Source organism: Micromonospora sp. AP08, from assembly GCF_008085935.1.
GTDB lineage: Bacteria > Actinomycetota > Actinomycetes > Mycobacteriales > Micromonosporaceae > Micromonospora > Micromonospora chersina.
Window position 1 is genome coordinate 92,570 of the sequence record NZ_VSEZ01000010.1, and the last position, 19,349, is coordinate 111,918.

Consider the following 19,349-nt stretch of genomic DNA (forward strand, 5'->3'; position numbering starts at 1 on the left):
CGGCACGGCGGGACATCATCGGTGAGTGGCGACGAACCACCGGGGCGGCTGTGCGGTCGGAACCGGACGACCGGGTAGGGTCTGACGCCGTGTCCGGCAATCCACGTCCCGCCACCGTGAATCCCGTCCGGCTCGGCGACCTCGCCGCCCGGTTGGCCGTCGCGCCGCCGGAGGGCGCCGCCGAGGTGGCCGTCACCGGGGTGACCCACGCCAGCCAGGAGGTCCGCCCCGGCGACCTGTACGCGGCCCTGCCCGGGGCCCGCCGGCACGGCGCGGAGTTCGCCGCCGCGGCGGCCGGAGCGGGCGCCGTGGCCCTGCTGACCGACCCGGCCGGCGCCGCGCTGGCCGCCGACGCGGGCCTGCCCGTGCTGATGGTCGACGACCCCCGGGCGGTGCTCGGCGAGGTCGCCGCCACCGTCTACGGCGACCCGACCGCCGGGCTGACCATGATCGGCGTGACCGGCACCGCCGGCAAGACCTCCACCAGCTACCTCATCGAGTCCGGGCTGCGCGCCGCCGGGCGCACCACGGGCCTCATCGGCACGGTGGAGACCCGGCTCGGCGACCTCGTGATCGACAGCGTCCGGACCACGCCCGAGGCGACCGACCTGCACGCCATGCTGGCGGTGGCCCGCGAGCGCGGGGTGGACACCGTGGTCATGGAGGTCTCCAGCCACGCCCTGGCCATGGGCCGGGTCGGCGGGGTCCGGTTCGACGTGGGCGGCTACACCAACTTCGGCTCCGACCACCTGGACTTCCACGCCGACGAGGCGGACTACTTCGCCGCCAAGGCGAAGCTCTTCGACGGGCGCTGCCGAGTCGAGGTGCTCAACCACGACGACCGGGCGCTGCGGCCGCTGCGCAAGCCGGCGACCGTGACCTACTCGGCGGCCGGCGACCCGACCGCCACCTGGTGGGCCGACTGCGTCGGCGGCGAGGGCTACGCGCAGCGCTTCACCGTGCACGGCCCGGACGGGATGACCCTGCCCACGGGCGTGGCCCTGCCCGGCCGGCACAACGTGGCCAACGCGCTGCTCGCCGTCGCCACCCTGGTGGCCGCCGGGGTCGACCCGGCCACCGCGGCCCGCGGGGTGGCCGCCTGCGGCGGGGTGCCCGGCCGGCTGGAACTCGTCAGCGGCGACGCCCCGGTGCGCGGGGTGGTCGACTACGCGCACAAGGCGAACGCCATCGAGGCGGTCCTCGTGGCGCTGCGGGACCTGACCGACGGCCGGCTCATCTGCGTGCTGGGCGCCGGCGGCGACCGGGACCGGGGCAAGCGGCCGGTGATGGGCGCCGCCGCCGCCCAGGGGGCCGACGTGGTGCTGGTGACCGACGACAACCCGCGCACCGAGGACCCGGCCGCGATCCGGGCCGAGGTGCTGGCCGGCGCGTACGCGGCGGGCGCCGGCGCGCGGATCATCGAGGCGCCCGGCCGGCGGGCCGCCATCGAGGAGGCGGTCCGGGTGGCCGAACCGGGGGACATCGTGGCGCTGCTGGGCAAGGGGCAGGAACGCGGCCAGGAGGTCAACGGCGAGGTGCTGCCGTTCGACGACCGGGTGGAGCTGGCGGAGGCGCTGCGCGCCCGCTTCGGCGACCTGGTGGGGCAGCGATGATCCCGCTGACCCTGGCCGAGGTGGCCGCCGCGGTCGACGGCCGGCTGGTCGCCGCCGACCCGGACGCCCGGGTGACCGGCTCGGTGGAGTTCGACTCCCGCAAGGTCACCCCCGGCGGCCTCTTCGTGGCCTTCCCGGGCGAGAAGGTGGACGGGCACGACTACGCGGCCGGCGCGGTCGACGCCGGCGCGGTGGCCGTGCTCGGCACCCGCGAGGTGCCCGGTGTGCCCATGGTGCTGGTCGGCGACGCGCTCGACGCGATGGGCCGGCTGGCCCGCGCCGTGGTCGACCGGCTGCCCGGGCTGACCGTGATCGGGCTGACCGGCTCCTCCGGCAAGACCACCACCAAGGACCTGATCGCCCAGCTCGCCGTCCGGCTCGGCCCGACCGTGGCGCCGCCCGGCTCGTTCAACAACGAGCTGGGGCACCCGTACACGGCGTTGCAGGCCGGCCCGGAGACCCGCTACCTCGTGATGGAGAAGGGCGCCCGCGGGGTGGGCCACATCCGCTACCTCTGCGACGTGGTGCCGCCGCGGATCTCCGTGGTGCTCAACGTCGGGGTGGCCCACCTCGGCGAGTTCGGCTCGGTGGAGACCATCGCGCTGGCCAAGGGCGAGCTGGTCGAGGCGCTGCCCGCCGACGGCCTGGCCGTGCTCAACGCCGACGACCCGCGGGTCGACGCCATGGCGGCGCGCACCGAGGCCCGGGTGGTCCGGTACGGCGAGTCCGAGCGCGCCGACGTGCGGGCCGTGGACGTGACGGTGGACGGGCGGGGCCGGCCGTCGTACACCCTCGTCACGCCGGAGGGGAGCGCGCCGGTGCGGCTCGGGCTGACCGGCCGGCACCAGGTGTCCAACTCGCTGGCCGCCGCGGCGGTCGCCCGGGAGCTGGGGTTGCCCCTGGCCGACCTGGCGGAGGCCCTGGGCGAGCTGGGCCTGGTCTCCACCCGCCGGATGGACGTGTTCGAACGCCCCGACGGGGTGACCGTGATCGACGACTCGTACAACGCCAATCCGGCCTCCACCGGCGTGGCGCTGCGGGCGCTGGCCAGCATGCGGGGGACGGGGCGTACCGTCGCGGTGCTCGGCTACATGGCCGAGTTGGGCGACTTCGAACGGGAGGGGCACCAGCAGGTCGGCCGGCTGGCGGCCGAACTGGGGGTCGACCGGCTGCTCGTGGTGGGCGAGCCGGCGGCGCCGATCCACGAAGGCGCGACAGCGGTAGGCAACTGGGGAGGAGAGTCGGTGCTGCTCACCGATCAGGCGGCGGCCGTCGAGGTGCTGCGGAGCGAGCTACGTCCGGGAGACGTGGTGCTGGTGAAGGGCTCCCGGTACCGCACCTGGGAGGTGGCGGACGCGCTGCGCGCGGACGCCGCGGAGGGTCCGGCCGCATGAGGGCGGTGATCGTCGCCATCGGGGTCGCCTTCCTGGTCTCGCTCTTCTGCACCCCGATCGCGATCAAGGTGTTCACCCGGCTCAAGGCCGGCCAGCCGATCCGGGCCGAGGGCCCGGCCATGCACCAGGGCAAGAAGGGCACGCCGACCATGGGCGGCGTGGTCTTCATCCTGGCCACGGTGATCGCGTACGTCGCCGGCCACCTGGCCCTGACCACCCTGCCGGACGCGCAGATCGCCCAGGTCGAGCCGACCATCACGGCGCTGGTGCTGCTGGGGCTCATGGTGTTCTCCGGGGCGGTCGGCTTCATCGACGACTTCCTGAAGGTCCGCAAGCGGCACAGCGGCGGCCTGAACAAGCGCGGCAAGCTCGCCGGCCAGATCGTGGTCGGCGCGATCTTCGGGATCGTGGCGCTCTACTTCCCGAGCAGCATGACCGACGTGAGCGGCAACGCGACCAACACCGAGACCGTCGGCAGCACCATGCTGAGCTTCATCCGGGACATCCCGGCCCTGGAGATCGGCAAGGTCGGCGCGGTGATCGTCATCATCCTGGTGGTGATGGCGGCGACCAACGGGGTGAACCTCACCGACGGCCTGGACGGCCTGGCCACCGGCGCCTCGGTGATGGTGCTCGCCGCGTACGCGCTGATCGCGTTCTGGCAGTACCGGCACTGGTGCGCCGACCCGAACTACACCGAGGCGTACTGCTACTCGGTCCGGGACCCGCTGGAGATCGCGCTGATCGCCGGCGCGGCGGCCGGGGCCTGCGTGGGCTTCCTCTGGTGGAACACCTCGCCGGCCCGGATCTTCATGGGCGACACCGGCGCGCTGGGCCTGGGCGGCCTGATCGCCGGCATGGCGATGTCCACCCGGACCATCCTGCTGCTGCCGATCATCGGCGGCCTCTTCGTGATCATCACGATGTCCGTCGTGATCCAGATCATCTCGTTCCGGACCACCGGCAAGCGGGTGTTCCGGATGTCGCCGCTCCAGCACCACTTCGAGCTGGCCGGCTGGAGCGAGGTCAACATCGTGGTCCGGTTCTGGATCATCGCCGGCATCGGTGTGGCCATCGCGCTGGGCCTGTTCTACAGCGAGTTCCTCGCCGCGGTGAGCTGACTCCGCTGCCGCTGCGTCACGGCGGGACCCCCCGGTGTCACCAGGGGTCCCGCCGTTTCGCGTTCCGACACGCCGACCGGGCGGTTGCGCCACGGGCGGGCGGGTCGAGCCGCCATGATGGGCGGGTGGGGGAGGGAAGAGACACCGAGGGCACGACCGACACGCAGGCCAGACGTCCGCCCGTCGCGAGCCGCCCGGCCGACCCGCCGGCGCCGCTGCTCGGGCTGGACGCGGCCGGCGGACTGGCCGCGCTGCGCGGCCTGCTGGCCCGGCCGCTGGCCTCCTACTACCTGCTGCTCTCCAGCGCCGGCCTGCTGCTGCTGATCGGCCTGACCATGGTCTTCTCCGCCACCAGCGTCAAGGACTTCGCCGAGGAGGGGGACGCCACCGCGTCCCTGGTCAAGCAGGCGATCTTCGCGGTGATCGGGATCGTGGCCTTCTGGGCGTGCCAGCGGCTGCCCGGGCGGACGTTCCGGGCGGTGTCCCGGCCCTTCCTCGGGGTGGCCGTGGCGCTCCTGCTGGTGCTCAACCTGCTGGTGGCGCTGGAGGCGCTGTTCCGGGTGCAGTCGGTCGGCCCGCTCAAGGCCCAGCTGCTCTGGCTCTACCTCGGCCCGATCTCGGTGCAGCCCGTCGAGGTGGCGAAGTTCGCGCTGGTGCTCTGGGGCGCGCACGTGCTGGCCCGCAAGGGCGCCGCGCTCGGCTGGTGGAAGGAGCTGGCCACCCCGCTGTTCCCGGTGGTCGGCCTGCTCTTCGTGCTGGTCGGCTACAACGACCTGGGCAGCATGCTCTGCCTGCTCGCGCTGGTGGTCGGGATGCTCTGGGCGGCCGGGGTGCGGAAGCGGGTCTTCGCCACCCTCTCCGCGATCGGTCTGGCCGGGATCGGCCTGCTGGTCGCCGCCGCGTCCCTCGGCGCCGGATCCGGGTCGCGGGACGCCGACAACTACCGGCTCGGGCGGCTCACCATGTGGCTCGACCCGCCCGACCCGAAGACCTGCTTCGAGCTGGAACTGCCCAACTGCTACCAGCTCGTCCAGGCCCGCTTCGCGGTGGAGAACGGCGGCTGGTTCGGCGTCGGGCTGGGCAAGAGCAGCGCCAAGTTCGGCTGGCTGCCCGAGGCGCACAACGACTTCATCTTCGCCATCATCGCCGAGGAGCTGGGGGTGGTCGGCTGCACGGTGGTGCTGGTGCTCTTCGCGGTGCTGGCCTACACCGGGCTGCGGATCGCCCGCCGGGTGGAGGACCCGTTCCGCCGGCTCGCCGCCGCCGGGGTGACCGCCTGGCTGGTCGGCCAGGCCGTGATCAACGTCGGCGGGGTCACCGGGCTGCTGCCGCTGACCGGCGTACCCCTGCCGTTCATCTCCGACGGCGGCAGCGCCCTCGTGGTGACCCTGGCCGCGGTCGGGATGCTCGCCTCCTTCGCGCGCGCCGAGCCCGACGCGGCCCGAGCCCTGCATGCCCGTCCGCCGGCCCGATGGGTCCGACTAGTGTGGGCCCCGTTGCCGCCGCTTCCCGGCCGGCGCCGCCGACCGGCGTCGCCACCGCCGGCGGACCGAGGGTCCGTGCCCCGGTCCCGTTCGCGGCGGCAGGACGACCAGGCCGCGGCCCGCGGCGTCCGGTCCGACCGGGCGCGCGCCGGCACGGCGAGCGAGAGGAGACGCTGATGGGTCCGCTGCGTTCGGTGGTGCTCTGCGGAGGCGGCACGGGTGGGCACATCTACCCGTTGCTCGCCTTCGCCGACTGCCTGCGCCGACACGACCCGAGCGTCCGGATCACCTGCCTCGGCACACCCAAGGGGCTGGAGAACGAGCTGATCCCGCCGGCCGGCTACGACCTGCGCCAGATCCCGGCGTACCAGCTGCCCCGCTCGGTCAACATGAGCCTGGTCCGCACCCCGGACCGGATGTGGAAGGCGGCCCGCGCGGCCGGCAAGATCCTCGACGAGGTGCACGCCGACGTCGTGATCGGCTTCGGCGGGTACGTCTCGGTCCCCGGCTACCTGGCCGCGTGGCGGCGCGAGCTGCCCATCGTCATCCACGAGGTGAACGTGCCGCCGGGGGTGGCCAACCGGCTCGGCATGAAGTTCACCAGGAACGTCGCGGTCGGCTTCCCGCACCAGCCGGCGCAGGCCGAGTCGCTGCGCGACGCGCGGGTGGTCGGGGTGCCGCTGCGCCGGGGCATCGCCGGGTTGGACCGGGCCGCCGTGCGCAACGCCGCCCGCGCCCACTTCGGACTCCGTCCCGACCTGCCGGTGCTCTTCGTGGCCGGCGGCTCGCAGGGCGCCCGCTCGATCAACCTGGCGGTCTCCGGGGCGGCCAAGGAGCTGGCCCGCAACGGCGTGCAGGTGCTGCACGTGATCGGCGCCCGCAACGAGCCGGTGTCCGTGCCCACCGACCTGCCGGTGCCGTACGTGACCCTGCCCTACCTGTCCGAGATGGAGCTGGGCTACGCGGCCGCCGACCTGATGCTGGGCCGCGGCGGCGCCATGACCTGCGCCGAGGTGGCCGCCATCGGCCTGCCCACCGTCTACGTGCCCTACCCGCACAGCAACCAGGAGCAGAAGCGCAACGCGCTGCCCGTGGTGGAGGCCGGCGGCGGGCTGCTCGTCGACGACGCCGAGGTGACCCCGGCCTGGGTGGAGCGCACGGTGATCCCGCTGATCCGGGACCCGCAGCGGCTCGCCGCGATGGGCGCGGCCGCGGCCGCGTACGGCCGGCGCGACGGCGACGTCGCCCTGCTGAACTTCGTCTACGAGGCGGTGAGCCGCTGATGGCGGCCGCCGCGACCGGAAGGTACGTCGCATGAACACCGCGCAGTTCACCCCCGCCGGCACGATGACCGCGGAGGACCTGGGTCGGATCCACCTGATCGGGGTGGGCGGGGTCGGCATGAGCGGCCTGGCCCGGCTCTTCCTCACCCGGGGCCTGCCGGTCTCCGGCAGCGAGCTGCGGGAGTGGCCCTCGCTGGCCGGCCTGCGGGCGCTCGGCGGCACCATCCACATGAGCCACGAGGCGAGCAACCTCGACGGGGTGGACACGGTCGTCTACTCGTCGGCCATCCCGCAGGACCACCTGGAGATGGTCGAGGCGCGCCGGCGCGGCCTGCGGGTGCTGCACCGCTCCGAGGCCCTCGCCGCGGCGATGACCGGCCGCCGGACCGTGGCGGTCGCCGGCACCCACGGCAAGACCACCACCACCTCGATGGTCACCATGGTGCTCCAGCAGGCCGGCGCCGACCCGTCCTTCGTGATCGGCGGCGAGATCTCCGAGGTCGGCTCCGGCGCGCACCACGGCACCGGCGAGCACTTCGTGGTCGAGGCGGACGAGAGCGACCGCTCGTTCCTCATCTACCGCCCGTACGTGTCGATCATCACGAACATCGAGGCGGACCACCTCAACACGTACGGCGACCTGGCGAACCTGGAGGCGACGTTCGCCGAGTTCGCCCGGCTCACCGACCCCGAGGGCTTCATCATCACCTGCGCCGACGACCCGGGTGGCCGGCGGCTGGCCGAGACGCTGCGGGCCGAGGGGCGCCGGGTGTGGACGTACGGCGAGTCCGCCGACGCCGACCTGAAGCTCAGCGGGATGGCCTCCTCCGCGCAGGGGGTGCGCTACCTGGCCGAGATCGAGGGCCGGTCGCTGGGCGAGATCCGGCTCCCGGTGCCCGGGCGGCACATGGGGCTGAACAGCGCCTCCGCGGTGCTCGCCGCGTACCTGCTGGGGCTGCCCGTCGCGGCGGCGGAGGCCGCGCTCGGCGCGTTCCCCGGCGTGCGGCGGCGCTTCGAGCGCAAGGGCGTGGCGGACGGCGTGCTGGTCTACGACGAGTACGCCTACCACCCGACCTCCATGACGCTGGCCCTGCAGACGCTGCGCGAGGTGGCCGGCGAGGGCCGGCTCATCGTGGTCTTCCAGCCCTACCGCCTCTACCGCACCCGCGACCTCCAGGCGGAGATCGCCGCCGCCCTCGGCATCGCCGACGAGCTGGTGCTGCTGGAGGTCTTCGGCCCCGGCGAGCTGCGCCAGCCCGGCGAGGGCTCGGCCGCGCTGCTGTCGGTGGTGCCGCTGCCGGCGGACCGGAAGGTCTTCGTCGAGGCGTGGGACGACGTGCCGGCCGAGGTGGCCCGCCGGGCCCGGCCCGGCGACGTGGTGGTGACCATGGGCGCGCCGCCGATCTCGCTCATGGGCGACCAGCTGCTCGACGCCCTGCTGGCCCGGTCCGGCGACGCCGCGGCGATCGGCACCGGCGTCGACCCGGACGGCGCGGCGGCCACGGCCGGATGAGCCCCGGCCCGGCCCGCGGCCGCACCCCCGGCCAGGACGGCGGGGCCGGGCGGCGCAACCCGGTCCGGCGGTGGCAGCTGGTCCGGGCCGGCGCGGACGCCGTACCCCCGTCCACCCGGCGCTTCATGGCCCGGGCCCGGCAGCGGCGGATGCGCGCGGCGCTGCCCTGGGCGGTCACCGTCGCCGTGCTGGCCGTCGCCGGGCTGGTCGCCTGGACCGTGTTGGGCACCGGCCTGTTCGGCGTGCGGGAGGTGCGGGTGGTCGGCGCCGAGCTGGTCACCCCCGTCGAGGTACGCGACGCCGCGGCCGTGCCCGACGAGGCTCCGCTGGCCCGGGTGGACCTGGCCGCGACCGCCCGCCGGGTCGGCCTGCTCGCCCCGGTGGAGCGGGCCACGGTGGAGCGGGACTGGCCGGGCGCCCTGGTGATCCGGGTGGTGGAGCGGACCCCGGTGGCCGCGGTGCCGCAGGGCGACCGGTGGGTCGTCGTCGACCGCGCGGGCGTGGTCTTCCGCAACCTCGACCAGGCCCCCGGCGGGCTGCCGGTCATCCAGGTCGGCAGGCCGGCCCCCGACGACCCGGGCACCCGCGCCGGGCTGGACGTGCTCGCCGCGCTCAGCCCGAAGCTGCGCGCCGAACTGGTCGCCGTGGACGTGGCCGGGCTGGCCCGGATCACCCTGCTGCTGCGCGGCGACCGGAAGGTGGTCTGGGGCGACGCGACCCGCAGCCCGGACAAGTCCACGGTGGCCACCGCCCTGCTCGGTCGGAAGGCCGACACGATCGACGTCAGCGCCCCGGACGTGGTCACCCTCCGGTGATCCGCCGGTCAGCGGACGTGAGCCCGCCCGCTCCACCCGCGACACGCCGGAAAGGTCCTTGGCTCAGCGCGCGGCGGCGCATACGTTGCCCCGAAGAGATCAGTGGTTGACATAGCTCTAAGCCTCTAGTAGAGGGTGAGGGTTTCAGCCGTCGGAATCGCTGGGAAATGATCCGCCGCTGGTCTGGCCAAGCCGTGTGGGGTCGGCCCATGCCAATCTCGAAGGGAAAGGACCGGAGATGACACCTCCGCACAACTACCTGGCGGTCATCAAGGTCGTCGGCATCGGGGGCGGTGGCGTGAACGCCGTCAACCGGATGATCGAGGTTGGGCTCAAGGGCGTCGAGTTCATCGCGATCAACACCGATGCGCAGGCGCTGCTGATGAGCGACGCCGACGTCAAGCTCGACGTCGGCCGGGAGCTGACCCGGGGGCTGGGCGCCGGCGCCAATCCGGACGTCGGCAAGAACGCCGCCGAGGACCACCGCGACGAGATCGAGGAGGTGCTCAAGGGCGCCGACATGGTCTTCGTGACCTGCGGCGAGGGCGGCGGCACCGGCACCGGCGGCGCGCCGGTGGTGGCGAACATCGCCCGCAAGCTCGGCGCGCTCACCATCGGCGTGGTCACCCGGCCGTTCTCCTTCGAGGGCAAGCGCCGCCAGGTGCAGGCCGAGGCGGGCATCGAGGAGCTGCGCAACCAGTGCGACACGCTCATCGTGATCCCGAACGACCGGCTGCTCGCGCTCGGCGACCGGAACATCTCCATGATGGACGCCTTCCGCACCGCGGACCAGGTGCTCCTCTCCGGTGTCCAGGGCATCACCGACCTGATCACCACGCCGGGTCTGATCAACCTCGACTTCGCCGACGTGAAGAGCGTCATGAGCGGCGCCGGCAGCGCGCTCATGGGCATCGGCAGCGCCCGCGGCGAGAACCGCGCCGTCGAGGCGGCCGAGGCCGCCATCTCCAGCCCGCTGCTGGAGCAGAGCATGGACGGCGCGCGGGGCGTGCTGCTCTCCATCGCCGGCGGCTCCGACCTGGGCCTGTTCGAGATCAACGACGCCGCCCAGCTGGTCACCGACGCGGCCCACCCGGAGGCCAACATCATCTTCGGCGCGGTCATCGACGACGCGCTCGGCGACGAGGTGCGGGTGACCGTGATCGCGGCGGGCTTCGACGGTGGCATGCCGGCGTACAAGGCGGCGGATGCGCCCCGCAAGAGCAACCAGAACCAGCCGTCGCCGCCGAACCCGCCGGTCACGCCGCCGGCCGCCGTGCCGGCCCCGCAGCAGTCGCCGCGCCGGGTGCTCTTCGACGACGTCGACGTGCCGGACTTCCTCAAGAACGGGTCCTGAGCCGCGCCGATGACCGATTCACCCACCACGGTGCGACCTGACCGTCGCGCCGAGCTCGCGGCCGGCCTCGCCCGGGTCCGGGCCCGTATCGCCGACGCCTGCGCCGCGGCCGGCCGGGACCGGGGCGAGGTCACCCTGGTCGCGGTCACCAAGACGTACCCGGCCGCCGACGTGGTCGCGCTGGCCGGGCTCGGGGTGACCGACGTGGGGGAGAACCGCGACCAGGAGGCGGCCCCGAAGGCCGTCGAGGCGGCCGCCGCCGGCGCCACGCCGCGCTGGCACTTCATCGGCCAGCTGCAGCGCAACAAGGCCCGTTCGGTGGTCCGCTACGCCGACGTGGTCCAGTCGGTCGACAGCGTGCGGCTGGCCGTGGCCCTGGACGGTGCCGCGGCCGCCGCCCGGGACCGGCCGCTGGACGTGCTGGTGCAGGTGAGCGTCGACGGCGACCCGGCCCGGGGCGGGGCGCTGCCGGACGCGGCCGACCCGGACCGCGGGCTCGGTGCGGTGGCCGCGGCGGTGGCCGGCGCCGGCGGGTTGCGGCTCGCCGGCCTCATGGCGGTCGCCCCGCTCGGCTGGGAGCCGGATCGGGCGTTCGCCCGCCTGGCCGAGGTGGTGGCGCGATTCCGCGTCGACCATCCCGAGGCCACGGTGCTCTCGGCGGGCATGAGCGGCGATCTGGAAATCGCGATCGAATACGGCGCGACACATGTCCGCGTCGGCAGCGCGTTGCTCGGAATGCGCTCCACGCTGCGGTAGCCTGACCGCGAAAGAAGCAAATTACATCAGTGTTGTTCAGGAACGGCGTTCCCGTAGCCGGGGGCCGTGGCGAGCGGACCGCGAATTCGCTCGCCGGGGGATTGCCGATCCGGTCCGGTGGGCAGTTGTCCACTCGTGATCAAGCGACACGGCACGGGGGCGCGTGCCGCACGGCGGACGGAAGGGCGCGGGGATGGGTGCACTGCGCAAGGCGGGGGTCTGGCTCGGTCTCGTCGAGGAGGACGATGAGCGGGCGTACGAGGACGGTGGCTACGACAAGGGTGGCTACCGCGAGTCGCGCTACCGGTCGAGCCGCTACTCGGAGGAGTTCGCCGACGACGAGGACGACGAGTCCGAGGAGCCGCCGGCGACCCGTGGCCGGGTCGGTGACCGCGGCCGGCTGAGCGAGCGCGCGTCGAGCCGCGCCGTCGACACCGACCGGACCGAGGTGGAGCGGCCGGAGCGGACCGAGCGGTCCAGCGTCCGGTCGATCACCCGTGCCGGCGCGGGGGAGACCTCCGGCGCGCTGACCTACCACACCCGCGACAACCTCGCCCTGGCGCCGCAGGCCCAGCCGCGCGAGCGGGCCGTGGCGCCCGAGGACGAGCAGCGCTACCAGATCACCACCCTGCACCCGACCACCTACCGGGAGGCGCGCACCATCGGTGAGCACTTCCGCGACGGCGTACCGGTGATCATCAACCTCACCGAGATGGACGAGGCGGACGCCCGCCGGCTGGTCGACTTCGCCGCCGGACTCGCGTTCGGCCTGCGGGGTACGATCGAGCGCGTGACCAACCGGGTGTTCCTGCTCTCACCGGCCAACGTCCAGGTCACCGCGGAGGACAAGGCCAAGATCGCTGAGGGCGGCTTCTTCAGCCTGAGCTAGCCCGCACGACCGAGGGACATCGCCTGCCGTGTTGTCGATCCTGTTCCAGGTGCTGTATCTGCTCCTGTATTTCTTCCTGCTCATCCTGTTGGCCCGATTTGTCCTTGGCGCTGTTCTGGCCTATGGTCGCCGCTGGCAACCGGGCCGGGGCGCATCGGCGGGACTGGAAGTCGTGTGGAGCGTCACTGATCCGCCCCTGCGCGCGTTGAGGCGTGTGATCCCACCGCTGCGAATTGGTACCGTGAGCATCGACCTGGCCTCCCTTGTGCTCCTGGTTATCCTGTTCGTGCTGATGGAGTTCGTGCTAGGGCAACTGATCAGAGCTTTCGCCTGACCAGACTGCTTTCGCGGCCGCAACTGACCCGAGGAGTTTCGATGCCGCTGACCCCGGCTGACGTCCACAACGTCGCCTTCAAAAAGCCGCCGATCGGCAAGCGGGGGTATGACGAGGAGGAGGTCGACGCCTTCCTGGACGAGGTCGAGCGCGAGCTCGCCCGTCTGATCGAGGAGAACAACGAGCTGCGCGCCCAGGTGGAGCGCGGCGGTCGGGGTGGCGCTCCCTCCGGCCCCGGCGGCGACGCCCGGCTCGCCGCGGAGCTCAACGACGTCAAGGCCCAGCTCGACCGGGTGCAGCGCGACAAGGCGGCCGCCGAGCAGGCGGCCCGGGCGATGCAGTCCGAGCTGGAGCAGGTCCGCGCCCAGGGTGGCCCGGCGACCTCCGCCGCCGACGGCGAGCAGCAGGCGCTGCGGGTGCTCATGATGGCCCAGCGCACCGCCGACGACCACGTGTCCGACGCCCGCCGCGAGGCCGACCAGCTGCTCTCCGAGGCCCGTTCCAAGGCCGAGGAGGTCACCCGCGAGGCCCGCGCCAAGGCCGACGCCCTCGAGCGGGACGCCCGCCAGCGGCACCAGGAGGCCATGGGCGGCCTGGACGCCAAGCGCACCGCGCTGCAGAAGCACATCGAGGAGCTCAAGCAGTTCGAGCGCGAGTACCGCACCCGCCTCAAGGCGTACCTGGAGAGCCAGCTGCGTGACCTCGACGGTCGCGGCCAGGGCCTCGAGGCCGAGATGACCCGCTCCGAGGGCAACCGTGCCGCGGGCGGCAGCAACGGCCTCGCCGCCGCCGGCCTCGCCGGCTCCTACGGTGGCGGCCGCGCGGGCTCGCTCGAGTCCGGCCGCTGATCCCGCCGTCGGTGGCCGTCCCCGGGGCGGCCACCGACCGCGCAGACCGACACGACGCGGCCGGGGGTGAGCCGTGATAGCCGCCAGCATCCTGCTCATCCTCGTCGCGGTCGTGCTCCTGGTGGCCGGGCTGGCCGGTGGGTCCAGCCCGCTGCTGATCACCTCCATCGCGGCCAGCCTGCTGGCCGCCGTCGCCCTCGTGGCGTTCGCCCGCCAGGCGGCCGCCGCCCGGGCCACGGCGGGCCGGGAGACCGGGCCGCGCCGCCGGACCGCGCCGACCGGCCCGTCCCCGGACGGGTCGGAAATTCCGGTCCCGCACGTTCCGTCGACGGTCGGCGCCGGTGGACCCGGGTGGCGGCAACCACCCGAGCCACCGGCAGCCGACCCGTTCGACCCGCCGGCCACCACGATCGATCCGGCGACCGCCGGGTTCGCCCCGCCGGCCGACCGGTTGGATCCGCCGCTCGCCCCGCCGGCCCGGCCCTACTCGCCGGCTGAGCCCTACTCACCGGCTGAGCCCTACTCGCCTCCCGCACCGCGCGGCCCGTCGGGCACCGAGACGGCGTTCGACGCCCCGGCGCCCACCTCGCCGGCGCCGGACGGCCCGTTCGAGGGGGACCCGCCCGCCGAGTTCCTCTCCCCCGGGGAGGTCGCCCAACTGGTCCGGCTCGACGGCGAGGTCCGGGTGGTCGACGGCCATCCCCGCTTCCACCTGCCCGGCTGCCCCCACCTGGTGGGCCGGGTCGACGAGCCGCTGCCGGTCGCCGAGGCGGTCGGGCTGGGCTTCACCCCGTGTGCCGGCTGCGCACCGGCCACCACCCTGCTCGCCGAGGCCCGGCCGCACTGATCATGGTGACCATGGACGACACGCTCACCGTCGCCGTACGGGTGAAACCCGGGGCCTCCCGCGCGCGGGTCGGCGGCCGGTTCGACGGCCCGCACGGGCCGGCCCTGGTCATCGCCGTGAACGCGCCCGCGGTGGACGGCCGGGCCACGGAGGCGGCCCGCCGGGCCCTGGCCGACGCGCTCGGCATCCGGCCGGCGGCGGTCTCCCTGCGGTCCGGCGCGGCCAGCCGGGACAAGCTCTTCCTGGTCGAGCACCCGGCCCCCGGGCTGCCCGACGTGCTCCGGCGTCTGCGCGACGGATCGGCCGGGTGAGGACCCTCCGGACCGGCCCCGCATGACGCCGGGGCTCGACGTCGCGCTCCTGGTCGGTGCGGGCGTCCTGCTCGTCGCCGTGGGGGCCGTGCGGTTCTCCACCCGGCTCGGCGTGCCGAGTCTCCTGGTCTACCTGGCGCTCGGGGTGGCCATCGGCGAAGCCGGCCTGGGCATCCGCTTCGACGACGTCGAGCTGACCCGGGTGCTCGGCTTCTGCGCGCTCATCGTGATCATCGCGGAGGGCGGGCTGAGCGCCCGGTGGAGCACCCTGCGGCCGGTGCTCGGTCTGGCCGCCGCGCTCTCCACGGTCGGCGTGGTGGTGAGCATCCTGGTCGTCGGCGCGGTGGTGCACCTGCTGCTCGGCCTCGACTGGCGGCTCGCGCTGCTCTACGGCGCGGTGCTCTCGTCCACCGACGCGGCGGCCGTCTTCGCCACCCTGCGCCGGCTGCGCCTGCCGCCCCGCCTGGTGGCCACGCTGGAGGCCGAGTCCGGGATCAACGACGCCCCCGTGGTCATCCTGGTGCTGTTGCTGTCCCGGGCCGGGGTGGAGGCCGCCCACCCGTGGTGGCAGGAGGTGCTCCTGGTCGCCTACGAGCTGGGCGCCGGCGCGGCGGTCGGGGTGGCCGCCGGGATCGCCGGCCGGTACGCGCTGCGCCGGGCCGCCCTGCCGTCCGCCGGCCTCTACCCGATCGCGGTGGTCGGCTTCACGGTGCTGGCGTACGCGGCCGGCTCGGTGCTGCACGCCTCGGGGTTCCTGGCCGTCTACGTGGCCGGCGTCCTGCTCGGCAACGCCCGGCTGCCGCACCGGCAGGCCATCCTGGGTTTCGCCGACGGGCTGGCCTGGCTGGCCCAGATCGGCCTGTTCGTGCTGCTCGGCCTGCTGGTGTCGCCGGGCCGGCTGGCCGCCGCGGTGCTGCCGGCCGTGGTGACCGGGCTGGCCCTGCTGCTGCTCGCCCGCCCGCTGTCGGTGGCGGTCTCCGCGCTGCCGTTCCGGTTCCGGCTGCGCGAGCAGCTCTTCCTGTCCTGGGCCGGGCTGCGCGGGGCGGTGCCGATCGTGCTGGCCACCATCCCGCTCTCGCTGCGGGTGCCGGGCGCCGACCGGCTCTTCGACGCGGTGTTCGTGCTGGTGGTGATCTTCACGCTGCTCCAGGCCGGGACCCTGGCGCCGGCGGCCCGCCGGCTCGGCGTGACCGCGCCGGCCGAGGCGGCGGAGATCCTGCTGGAGACGGCGCCGCTGGAGCGGATGCGGGCCGACCTGCTCCAGTTGGAGGTGCCGCCGGGCTCCCGGCTGGGCGGTGTGCACGTGGACGAGCTGCGGCTGCCGGTGGGCGCCTCGGTGACCCTGGTGCTGCGCGACGGGGTGGGTTTCGTGCCCGGCCCGGACACCCGGCTGAAGGTCGGGGACAGCCTGCTCATCGTGGCCACGGCGGAGGTGCGGGACGAGGCGGAGCGGCGGCTGCGGGCGGTGAGCCGGCGGGGTCGGCTGGCCCGGTGGTTTGGCGAGTACGGCGAGGACCGGACGACCTGATCTGCTAGCGTTCCTTTTGCCCCAATTGGTGGCTGTTCGGGGCTGAATCGCGGTGCGACGGTGCGGCACGTTGTCGGACGCCTGTACGTTCCGTATTCTTGCCACCCTCCGGAGTGCGCGGCCTTGTCGCCGCGCGCCCGTTCTGTACAGGGGGGACGCCGATGCCGGCCGTCCCCGCCCAGGCACGCTGACCGCCGCGGCACGCGGCTGAGGGAGCTGACGATGGCGAAGCCAGCCGACACCAGGACCGCCGGCCGCAAGCCGGTGGCGAAGGCCACCCGCAGCGCCGCGGAGACCGAGAAGATCCGGGCCGCCCTGGCGGCACGGCGGGACGAGCTCAACGCCGAGTACGATCAGACGCTGAGCGAGATCACCGAGCTGCAGCGCGACCGGCTGACCGACTCGGCCGGGGACGACCAGGCCGACACCGGCACCAAGACGTTCGAGCGCGAGCAGGAGATCTCACTCGCCAACAGCATCAAGGAGCGGATCACGCAGGTCGAGCGCGCGCTGGAGCGGCTCGACGAGGGTGGCTACGGCTGGTGCGAGCGGTGCGGCAACCCGATCCCGGTGGAGCGGCTCGCCGCCTTCCCGTCGGCCACTCTCTGCGTGAGCTGCAAGCAGCTGGAGGAGCGGCGCTGACGTCCGTTCCCCGGCGGCCGTACGGCAGACGGTGACCGCCACCGTCGCGAGCGTCGATGGGGAGCAGATGACCGCAGCACCGCCCGCCGGGTCCGGCACGGCCGACCCGGGCACCGGCACGCCCCGCCGCAAGGCGACCGGCCTGCTGCTCGGCGTGGCCCTGGCCTCGCTCGTCGCCGACCTGGTCACCAAGCAGCTCGCGCTCTCGGAGCTGACCGGGCGGGGGCCGGTGTCGCTGCTCGGCGGCGCGGTCTACCTCAGCCTGACCCGCAACAGCGGCGCCGCGTGGAGCATCGGCTCCGACCACACCTGGGTCTTCCCGCTGATCACCATCGGCGTGGTCGCCTGGATCGCCTGGATGGCGCTGCGGCTGCGGTCGCTGCCCTGGGCCGTGTCGCTCGGGCTGGTCCTGGGCGGGGCGCTGGGCAACCTCACCGACCGGATCTTCCGCGCCCCCGGGCACTTCGTCGGCCACGTGGTCGACATGGTCAGCCTCTTCGACCCGTACGGGCAGGTCTGGCCGGTGTTCAACCTGGCCGACAGCTCGCTGGTCTGCGGCGTGCTGCTGGCGGTGTTCCTGGAGCTGACCGGCCGGCAGCGGGACGGCTCCCGGGCCCCCGCCGAGCGGTCCGGCGACGAGGCCCCCGCCGAGCAGCGGGAGCGCGCGTGACCTCCGCCTTCGCCGCGGGCGGCGATCACCGGTCCCTCCCCGTCCCGGACGGGCTCGACGGTATGCGGCTGGACCAGGCCGTCTCCCGGCTCTTCGGGCTGTCGCGCACGGCCGCCGCGGCGCTCGTCGACGCCGGCGACGCGCTGGTCGACGGCGCGGTCCGGCCCAACTCGCACAAGGTCAAGGCGGGCTCCTGGCTGGAGGTCACGCTGCCCGCGCCGGCCGCCCCGCCGACCGTGGTGCCGCAGGCGGTGCCCGGCCTCACCGTGGTCTACGCCGACGACGACATCGTGGTGGTGGACAAGCCGGTCGGGGTGGCCGCCCACCCCAGCCCCGGCTGGACCGGCCCGACCGTGATCGGCGGGCTGGCCGGGATCGGCCACCGGATCTCCACGAGCGGCGCCGCCGAGCGGCAGGGCGTGGTGCACCGGCTCGACGTGGGCACCACCGGCGTCATGGTGGTGGCCAAGAGCGAGCAGGCGTACACCGCGTTGAAGCGGGCGTTCAAGTACCGCGAGGTGGAGAAGCGCTACCACGCCGTGGTGCAGGGCCACCCGGACCCGCTACGCGGCACCATCGACGCGCCGATCGACCGGCACCCGCACCACGACTACCGCTGGGCGGTGGTCTCCGGCGGCAAGCCGAGCATCACCCACTACGACACCCTCGAGGCGTTCCCCTCGGCCAGCCTGCTCGACGTGCGGCTGGAGACCGGGCGTACCCACCAGATCCGGGTGCACTTCTCCACGCTGCGGCACCCCTGCGTGGGCGACCTCACCTACGGCGCCGACCCGACCCTGTCCGCCCGGCTCGGCCTGAGCCGGCAGTGGCTGCACGCGCGCTCGCTGAGCTTCCTGCACCCGCGCACCGGTGACGAGGTCACGTTCGTCAGCGAATACCCGGACGACCTGGCCCGGGCGCTGGAGATCCTCCGCGACTGACCCGCCGATGAGCACCGACACCGAGCCGTCGCGCCGGTCGCGCTCCGCCGCGCTCACCTGGCTCGCCCTGGCCTGCGCGCTCGTGGTGCTGGTGGTCGCCCTCGCGCAGCGGGGGGACCGGCCGGTGGGGGACCGCACGGTGGGCGAGGTGACCCGGGTCGGGGTGGCCGACGGCGCCTCCGTCCCGGCCTACCTGCGCGCCGCCGGCGACGAACTGGCCCGCCTCGACGCCCCGGCGCCCGGCGGCTACGCCCTGGTCTCGTTCGCCGCGTACCTGACGCCGGCGCAGGTGGCGACCGCGCTGGGCGGCGCCCCGGTCTCCGCGGTGGTGGCCCGGGTGCCGGTGCCCGGGCGGCAGACCGAGATCGTCCGGATCGCCGCGCTGCGCCTGCCCGACGACGTGGTCGCCGGGATGGCCGAGGTGGCCGGGCGCAAGGACCGGGAGGCCGCCGACTACCGGGCGCGCGCCGCCGCCCCGGCCGCCACCGCCGATCCCGAGCTGCGCCGGGTGTACGACACCGGGGCCGCCGTGGCGGCGCGGGAGGCGGCCGGCTACCGGGCGGGCTGCGCGTGCGTCTACGCCGCCGTGGTCCGGGACGCCCCGGACGCCCTGCGGGCGCTGGCCGCCCGACCCGGCGTCCGCGCGGTCGACCCCGCCCCGGAGGTGACCCGGTTGGACCGGACGGTGTTCACCCCGCCGCTGCCGGAGCAGCGGGACGTGGCCCGACCGCCGGCCGACACCGGACTCGCGCCGAGCGCCGGTATGGGCGATTCGTCGGAAGCCGCACCGACGGTGACCGGATCCTCACCGACCGCCGGCCGGCCCGGCGCCGGAGCGGGACCGCCCAATCCCGCTCCCACCTCCTGAGACGTGCTGGTGGGCGGCGTCGGGGCCCGGCCAGCGGTGAGGAGGGCCACCGGGGGATGTGCCAAGCGGGGTGTGGTCCGAATAGGGTTTCGTTCGTAGCCTGTCAGGCGGAGATCGATGGGCTGGGGAGGGGCGAGG

Annotated in this window: 19 protein-coding genes; all 19 read left to right on the forward strand. The window is 74.4% G+C overall.

Annotated elements, in window-relative coordinates; genetic code table 11:
• Positions 1-50 precede the first annotated feature (50 nt).
• The 19 genes from FXF50_RS18480 to FXF50_RS18570 all read left to right on the forward strand — a co-directional run bounded on the left by FXF50_RS18480 (position 51) and on the right by FXF50_RS18570 (position 19,211).
• Positions 51-1,613: a UDP-N-acetylmuramoyl-L-alanyl-D-glutamate--2,6-diaminopimelate ligase gene (locus tag FXF50_RS18480; protein ID WP_187399725.1), complete on the forward strand. Its 1,563-nt coding sequence runs from the start codon at positions 51-53 to the stop codon at positions 1,611-1,613.
• The gene (gene murF, locus FXF50_RS18485) at positions 1,610-3,007 is read left to right on the forward strand and encodes a UDP-N-acetylmuramoyl-tripeptide--D-alanyl-D-alanine ligase (RefSeq protein WP_148429490.1); all 1,398 of its coding nucleotides are present in this window, start codon (positions 1,610-1,612) and stop codon (positions 3,005-3,007) included. The genes FXF50_RS18480 and murF overlap by 4 nt, the downstream gene beginning before the upstream one ends.
• Entirely contained in the window at positions 3,004-4,128 is a 1,125-nt protein-coding gene (mraY, locus tag FXF50_RS18490; RefSeq protein ID WP_091320337.1) for a phospho-N-acetylmuramoyl-pentapeptide-transferase, read from the forward strand. The genes murF and mraY overlap by 4 nt, the downstream gene beginning before the upstream one ends.
• 242 nt (positions 4,129-4,370) lie before the next feature.
• Positions 4,371-5,789 carry an FtsW/RodA/SpoVE family cell cycle protein gene (locus FXF50_RS18495; RefSeq protein WP_255510110.1) on the forward strand — a complete coding sequence of 473 codons (1,419 nt, stop codon included), beginning with the start codon at positions 4,371-4,373 and terminating at the stop codon, positions 5,787-5,789.
• Positions 5,789-6,895: an undecaprenyldiphospho-muramoylpentapeptide beta-N-acetylglucosaminyltransferase gene (gene murG, locus FXF50_RS18500; RefSeq protein WP_148429495.1), complete on the forward strand. Its 1,107-nt coding sequence runs from the start codon at positions 5,789-5,791 to the stop codon at positions 6,893-6,895. Before FXF50_RS18495 ends, murG begins: the two co-directional genes overlap by 1 nt.
• A 31-nt stretch (positions 6,896-6,926) precedes the next feature.
• The gene (gene murC, locus FXF50_RS18505; RefSeq protein ID WP_091320350.1) at positions 6,927-8,408 is read left to right on the forward strand and encodes a UDP-N-acetylmuramate--L-alanine ligase; all 1,482 of its coding nucleotides are present in this window, start codon (positions 6,927-6,929) and stop codon (positions 8,406-8,408) included.
• Complete coding sequence (locus FXF50_RS18510; RefSeq protein ID WP_148429497.1) at positions 8,405-9,223, forward strand: cell division protein FtsQ/DivIB; 819 nt, start codon at positions 8,405-8,407, stop codon at positions 9,221-9,223. The genes murC and FXF50_RS18510 overlap by 4 nt, the downstream gene beginning before the upstream one ends.
• Before the next feature lie 238 nt (positions 9,224-9,461).
• Positions 9,462-10,577, forward strand: a complete 1,116-nt coding sequence (gene ftsZ / locus FXF50_RS18515; protein ID WP_148429499.1) for a cell division protein FtsZ — start codon at positions 9,462-9,464, stop codon at positions 10,575-10,577.
• 9 nt (positions 10,578-10,586) lie between these two features.
• Positions 10,587-11,333 (forward strand): YggS family pyridoxal phosphate-dependent enzyme, encoded by a 747-nt coding sequence (locus FXF50_RS18520; protein WP_148429502.1) that lies wholly within the window; start codon positions 10,587-10,589, stop codon positions 11,331-11,333.
• A 193-nt stretch (positions 11,334-11,526) separates the two neighbouring features.
• The gene (locus FXF50_RS18525; RefSeq protein ID WP_148429505.1) at positions 11,527-12,222 is read left to right on the forward strand and encodes a cell division protein SepF; all 696 of its coding nucleotides are present in this window, start codon (positions 11,527-11,529) and stop codon (positions 12,220-12,222) included.
• A gap of 28 nt (positions 12,223-12,250) precedes the next feature.
• Positions 12,251-12,556, forward strand: coding sequence for a YggT family protein (locus FXF50_RS18530; RefSeq protein ID WP_091320368.1), 306 nt, complete (start codon positions 12,251-12,253; stop codon positions 12,554-12,556).
• 41 nt (positions 12,557-12,597) lie between these two features.
• Positions 12,598-13,404 carry a DivIVA domain-containing protein gene (locus FXF50_RS18535; protein WP_148429509.1) on the forward strand — a complete coding sequence of 269 codons (807 nt, stop codon included), beginning with the start codon at positions 12,598-12,600 and terminating at the stop codon, positions 13,402-13,404.
• A 304-nt stretch (positions 13,405-13,708) separates the two neighbouring features.
• The gene (locus FXF50_RS18540) at positions 13,709-14,251 is read left to right on the forward strand and encodes a hypothetical protein (RefSeq protein ID WP_255510111.1); all 543 of its coding nucleotides are present in this window, start codon (positions 13,709-13,711) and stop codon (positions 14,249-14,251) included.
• A 2-nt stretch (positions 14,252-14,253) separates the two neighbouring features.
• The gene (locus FXF50_RS18545; protein WP_370464129.1) at positions 14,254-14,562 is read left to right on the forward strand and encodes a DUF167 domain-containing protein; all 309 of its coding nucleotides are present in this window, start codon (positions 14,254-14,256) and stop codon (positions 14,560-14,562) included.
• A gap of 22 nt (positions 14,563-14,584) precedes the next feature.
• Entirely contained in the window at positions 14,585-16,090 is a 1,506-nt protein-coding gene (locus FXF50_RS18550) for a potassium/proton antiporter (RefSeq protein WP_148429515.1), read from the forward strand.
• A gap of 222 nt (positions 16,091-16,312) precedes the next feature.
• On the forward strand, positions 16,313-16,732 hold the full coding sequence (locus FXF50_RS18555) for a TraR/DksA C4-type zinc finger protein (protein ID WP_091268039.1): 420 nt from the start codon (positions 16,313-16,315) through the stop codon (positions 16,730-16,732).
• A gap of 67 nt (positions 16,733-16,799) precedes the next feature.
• On the forward strand, positions 16,800-17,402 hold the full coding sequence (gene lspA, locus FXF50_RS18560; protein WP_148429517.1) for a signal peptidase II: 603 nt from the start codon (positions 16,800-16,802) through the stop codon (positions 17,400-17,402).
• The gene (locus FXF50_RS18565; protein WP_091320389.1) at positions 17,399-18,343 is read left to right on the forward strand and encodes an RluA family pseudouridine synthase; all 945 of its coding nucleotides are present in this window, start codon (positions 17,399-17,401) and stop codon (positions 18,341-18,343) included. The genes lspA and FXF50_RS18565 overlap by 4 nt, the downstream gene beginning before the upstream one ends.
• A gap of 7 nt (positions 18,344-18,350) precedes the next feature.
• Positions 18,351-19,211 carry a hypothetical protein gene (locus FXF50_RS18570; protein WP_148429519.1) on the forward strand — a complete coding sequence of 287 codons (861 nt, stop codon included), beginning with the start codon at positions 18,351-18,353 and terminating at the stop codon, positions 19,209-19,211.
• Positions 19,212-19,349: the final 138 nt, after the last annotated feature.